General features: G+C 68.2%; 4 protein-coding genes, 1 pseudogene and 1 riboswitch. Of the genes and pseudogenes, 3 read left to right on the top strand and 2 right to left on the bottom strand.

All coding sequences use genetic code 11. From position 1 onward, the window contains the following. Nucleotides 1–156 precede the first annotated feature (156 nt). Nucleotides 157–1944 carry an FAD-binding dehydrogenase gene (locus AB0N75_RS18755; RefSeq protein ID WP_364652454.1) on the bottom strand — a complete coding sequence of 596 codons (1788 nt, stop codon included), beginning with the start codon at nt 1942–1944 and terminating at the stop codon, nt 157–159. Between the two features lie 383 nt (nt 1945–2327). Between AB0N75_RS18755 and AB0N75_RS18750 the strand changes: the two genes are divergently transcribed. The 3 genes from AB0N75_RS18750 (at nt 2328) to AB0N75_RS18740 (ending at nt 4724) form a co-directional block, all read left to right on the top strand. Next, the gene (locus tag AB0N75_RS18750) at nt 2328–2729 is read left to right on the top strand and encodes a heme-binding protein (protein ID WP_364652453.1); all 402 of its coding nucleotides are present in this window, start codon (nt 2328–2330) and stop codon (nt 2727–2729) included. A gap of 90 nt (nt 2730–2819) precedes the next feature. Then, entirely contained in the window at nt 2820–3434 is a 615-nt protein-coding gene (locus tag AB0N75_RS18745) for an HNH endonuclease signature motif containing protein (protein WP_364652452.1), read from the top strand. 211 nt (nt 3435–3645) lie between these two features. After that, nucleotides 3646–3812, top strand: a riboswitch (cyclic di-AMP (ydaO/yuaA leader). A 3-nt stretch (nt 3813–3815) separates the two neighbouring features. Next, complete coding sequence (locus AB0N75_RS18740; RefSeq protein WP_364652451.1) at nt 3816–4724, top strand: M23 family metallopeptidase; 909 nt, start codon at nt 3816–3818, stop codon at nt 4722–4724. 81 nt (nt 4725–4805) lie between these two features. Here the strand turns inward: AB0N75_RS18740 and AB0N75_RS18735 are convergent. Then, nucleotides 4806–4959 (bottom strand): annotated as a pseudogene (locus AB0N75_RS18735) (IS30 family transposase); the annotation flags it as partial.

The raw sequence follows: 4959 nt of genomic DNA, 5'->3' as shown, positions 1-4959 counted from the left end.
TCGGGAACGGCTGGGGCTGTGCCCGCGTCGGGAACGGACGCGTCAGGAGCCGCCGCGTCGGGAACGGCTGGGGCTGTGCCCGCGTCGGGAACGGACGCGTCAGGAGCCGCCGCGTCGGGAACGGCTGGGGCTGTGCCCGCGTCGGGAACGGATGCGTCAGGAACCGGCTGCACGGCCGGCGGCGCGGCCGCTGAAGAGGCAGCCGCCCAGGAAGGTTCCTTCCAGCGAGCGGTAGCCGTGCATGCCGCCGCCGCCAAACCCTGCCGCCTCCCCGGCTGCATAGAGTCCGGGAACCGGCTGCCCGTGCGCTGTCAGCACCCGTGACTGCAGATCCGTTTCCAGGCCGCCGAGCGTCTTGCGGGTCAGCACCGACAACCGCACCGCAATGAGCGGCCCGGCATCGGGATCCAGCAGTCGATGCGGCTTGGCCGTGCGCACAAACTTGTCACCCAGATAGCGTCTCGCCGCGCGGATGGCCATCAGCTGCGCGTCCTTGCCGTAGGCATTGCCCACCTCGCGGTCCCGCGCCTGAATCTCGGCCTCAACCACGGCCGGGTCCAGCATCGGCCCGTCCCGGTCTTCGCTGAACGCCGGCAGCACGGGTTCGGCCGGTGTCATGGTGTCTTCAGACCCGCCCGGCGCGTCTGCGACCGCGGCCGATCCATCCGGTTCGCCGAGCGGATGCTTCCTGACCAGCTCGTTCATTTTGGCCACCAACTCCGGCACGGTGTCCGCCTGCAGGAAGTCCACACCGTGGTCCAGAAAGGCCTGCACCGGGCCGGGCACGTCCGTGGTCGCCCGCTTGAGTACTTCCTTCACCGACTTTCCGGTCAGGTCCGGATTCTGCTCCGAACCGGAGAGCGCAAACTCCTTCTCGATGATCTTCTTGTTCAGGATGAACCAACTGTAGTCGTGTCCGGTGGAGCGCAGGTGCGCCAGCGTGCCTAGGGTGTCGAACCCGGGAAACAGCGGCGCCGGCAGCCGCTGTCCGGTTGCATCCAGCCAGAGCGAGCTGGGACCGGGCAGAATCCGAATGCCGTGCCGGGCCCACACCGGATCCCAGTTCCGGACGCCCTCCACGTAGTGCCACATCCGGTCCGGGTTGATCACCCGGCCACCGGCCGCCTGCGCAATGCCGAGCATCCGCCCGTCCACGTATTCGGGTACACCGGCGACCATGTGGCCCGGCGGCGTGCCCAGACGCTGCGGCCAGTTCCGCCGCACCGCGTCAAGGTCCGCGCCGATGCCGCCGGAGGTCACCACGACGGCGCCGGCCGGGTATTCGAAATCCCCCACCACGGTGCGTGAGGACGCGTGGCCGCGCTCCGCCGTCGTCGATTCCAAAATGCTGCCGCGCACCCCGGTGACCGCGCCGTCTCGGGTTAGCAGACCGTCCACCCGATGCCGGAACGCGAAGGTGACCAGTCCGGCGTCGGCCGCTTCCCGCACGCGGCGCGCGAACGGTTCCACGAGGCCGGGACCGGTCCCCCACGTGATGTGGAAGCGGGGCACCGAGTTGCCGGGTCCGCTCGCGTCGTAGCCGCCGCGTTCGGCCCAACCCACCACCGGGAAGATCCGGTGTCCGCGCTCGCGCAGCCACGCCCGCTTCTCGCCCGCGGCGAAGTTCACGTAGGCCTCGGCCCAGCGGCGCGGCCAGTAGTCCTCCGGCCGGTCGAAGCCGGCGGTGCCCAGCCAGTCCTGCCAGGCCAGCTCTACCGAATCCTTGACACCCAGCCGGCGCTGCTCCGGCGAATCCACCAGGAACAGGCCGCCGAAGCTCCACCAGGCCTGGCCGCCCAAGTTGGCCTCCGATTCCTGTTCCACCAGCAGCACGTGACGCCCGGCCTCGGTCAACTCGGCGGTGGCCACCAGGCCGGAGAGCCCGGCACCCACCACGATGACATCCGCGCCCACCATCCGGCCTGCCGCTGCGTTCGCACCCATGGGGTCCACCCTTGCGGATCGCGTGCGGGGCCACAAGGGGGCCGGGCGGAATCGCTGGGTCGAGGACGCGGAGATGCAACCCTAGCCAGCCCTGCGCCTCGAGGGCTACGGTGGCACCTATCCACCCGTGGCTCCGGTCCGGATCAGAGAGGATCCTCCATGAGCAGCACTCGAGCGGTCGCTTATCAGGAAACCGGGACGGTCGAAGCGATGGGCTGCGACAGGGTGCCGATCGCCAAGGCGGTCAACGCGACAGCCCTTCTCTGGGGGACGCGCCGAAGGGCCGCGCGACGTTCGGCGCCGGAGCCGCCGCCACCTACGTGCTCAGTCCCAACGATGACATCCACTAGGACCGCCCCGCGGCCTTCGATCAAGGAGCAACCATGCACACCGTCACTCTGGAAGATGCGCGCCGGGTCATTGCCGCCGCGGAGGCCAAGGCCGCGGAGATCGGCCAGCCAATGAACATTGCCGTGGCCGACGCGGGCGGAAACCTGGTCTCGCATGTGCGGATGGACGGAGCGTGGCTGGGCAGCATCGACATCTCGATCAACAAGGCCTTCACGTCCCGGGCCTTCGACATCCAGACCAAGGACCTGGGCGACAATTCCCAGCCGGGCAATCAGTTCTACGGCATCCACGCCAGCAACCACGGTCGGATCATGATCTTCGCCGGCGGCATCCCGCTCTCCCGGGACGGCCAGGTGGTGGGATCGATCGGCGTTAGCGGCGGCTCCGGCGAGCAGGACCAGTCGGTGGCCGAGGCCGGAGCGGCCGCGTTGTAGGCCGGGCTGGTGGGCCGAGGAATTCACAGGGTGCCTCGGCTAACCTGATGGCGGATTGACTCGCGGAGCTGGGGGACTTCGGGTGGGGAGATGTCTGAACTGGGGATGATTTACTGGTCGCGGCGGATCACGCTGTGGGCCTTCGTCGCTGCCTTGGCGTGGCTGGCCTATGCGGTGGTCTCGGCCATCCTGGGTACCGGCCTGCTGCAGGGGATCCGGCAGCTTCTCGTTGGCGTCGGCGCCGAAGCACTGGTCCGGGCGGCGTGGCCCGTGCTGGGCTGGATCGGTCCGCCGGTCCTCGCGTTGGTGGCGGTGGCCGTTGTTGCACGGATCCGGCGCTCCCGCGATGTGCGCCGCCGGGATCCGCTGCGCAAATTTAACCGGGAGCAGCGCCGCGAAGGGTTGGCACGAGCCGGCGGCCAGTGCGAACTGGAGGTTGCGCGGCGCCGCCGTTGCCCGAACCCGGCCACCACCGGCGACCATTTCTTCCCCTGGAAGAAGGGCGGGTCCACCGTGATGACCAATTTCGTGGCGGCCTGCGCGAGCTGCGACCGAAGCAAGGGCACCTCGATTCCCTCGCCGAAGTCCCGCCAGCGGCTGGAAGAACGGCGCCACAGCTACTTTCCGGCCAGCGTTCGGGTACAGGCCGGCGAGCGCAATGAGATCTCCGGCCGAACGCAGACGGCGGCCTGGTTGATGGGGTGAGCTGCCGGATGACGGCAATGATCGGCTTGCATGGCGGCCGGATCACGGTTGGTCGTTGGAGCGACTCCGGGACCACCGGCACTTCCCCGTGACTAGGAACACGGATAACGAAGTTGTAACACCGCGTGTCGCTCCAGTAAATTGGATGCAGTTCCTACTATGAAGGTAGGCCCGGTCCGCCCGTCGAACCCTGCCGGCGGACCATAAGATATCGAGCTTTGTGTCGAAGGCAGGGGCGGAGGAACCACGTACGGTGCTGGGGGGCACCATGGGGTGAAGTCCTCAGAGGCAAGCCGGCTTCCCGCGGCTATGCCGGCAGGACCGAGTGAGCTCTCGCTCGAATCCGACAGCTAACTTCGCAGGCGCATGAGAGGAATCCCTGTGAACACTCCTGTCCGCGGTCGTCGCCGTTCCGACACCCGTACGTCGCCCCTGTCCCTGATCTCCCGCTCTGCCGGAGAACCCGCTGGCCGCCGCCGCGCAGAAGCGCCCGCCGCGGCCCACTCGGTTGCCCGCAAGGCAGGCATTGCAGCCGCAACCGCCGGCATGCTGGCAGTGATTGCCATCCCGGTGGCCCACGCTGGCGACGCGAAAGAACTGGTTCGCACCGAACCCGTATCCAACAACAGCGCGGTCAGCGTCCAGGCTGCCAAGGGAGCCGACCTCCGGTTCGACCGGCCTTGGGCTGCCAGCAAGGCCGCCCAGGAAAAGACCAAGGTTGCCGCCGCGTCCGCCGAAAAGAAGAAGGCTGACGACGCTGCCAAGAAGGCCGCGGCCGATCAGAAGGCCGCCGCGGACAAGAAGGCGAAGGCCCAGGCGGCCGCCAAGAAGAAGGCGGCGGCCATCGCTGCCGCGAAAAAGGCCGATGCGGCCAAGGCCAAGACCGCCGGCTTCGCGACCGGCAGCCTGAAGGCCCCCATTCCGCATATGAAGCAGACCTCCGGCTTCGGCTACCGGTCGAATCCGATCACCGGCGCGGCCGGCGAACTGCATACCGGCATCGACTACGCGATGGGCTGCGGCACCCCGGTCAACGCTTCCGACGGCGGCAAGGTCGTTGAGGCAGGCTTCCAGGTGGGCGGCGGTGGAAACCGCATTGTGGTCCAGCACCGCGGCGGCCTGAAGACCACCTACAACCACCTGCAGTCGATCGGTGTTTCGCTGGGCCAAAAGGTCGCCCAAGGCGAGCGCATCGGCGAGCTGGGCACCACTGGCAACTCCACCGGCTGCCACCTGCACTTCGAGGTTGTGAAGGACGGCCAGACCGTGGATCCGGCCGGCTGGCTCTAAGCCCCAGCAACGACGGCGGAGCTTCCGCCACCTGACGGCGATGCCGGCGGTTTCTAGGGATCGTTGCAACACCGTAGGTGGCTAGGTAGTCAAGAGTAAGTCACGCAGACGCTCGGCTGGGGAGTCCCAGTCGAGCGTTCTGCGTGGCCGGCCGTTCAGTTCCTGGGCTACGTGTTCGAGGTCCTCGGGTCCGTAGACGGAGAGGTCGGTGCCCTTGGGGAAGTATTGGCGCAGC

The organism is Arthrobacter sp. NPDC089319 (assembly GCF_040684925.1).
In the GTDB taxonomy this organism is placed as follows: domain Bacteria; phylum Actinomycetota; class Actinomycetes; order Actinomycetales; family Micrococcaceae; genus Crystallibacter.
Note: the sequence above shows the minus strand (reverse complement) of the source record. Positions and strands in the feature narration are given on the sequence as shown.

Excerpts from the sequence above, each read along its gene's own strand:
- AB0N75_RS18755 (WP_364652454.1), bottom strand. The coding sequence starts at position 1,944 with ATGGGTGCGAACGCAGCGGCAGGCCGGATGGTGGGCGCGGATGTCATC.
- AB0N75_RS18750 (WP_364652453.1), top strand. The coding sequence starts at position 2,328 with ATGCACACCGTCACTCTGGAAGATGCGCGCCGGGTCATTGCCGCCGCG.
- AB0N75_RS18745 (WP_364652452.1), top strand. The coding sequence starts at position 2,820 with ATGTCTGAACTGGGGATGATTTACTGGTCGCGGCGGATCACGCTGTGG.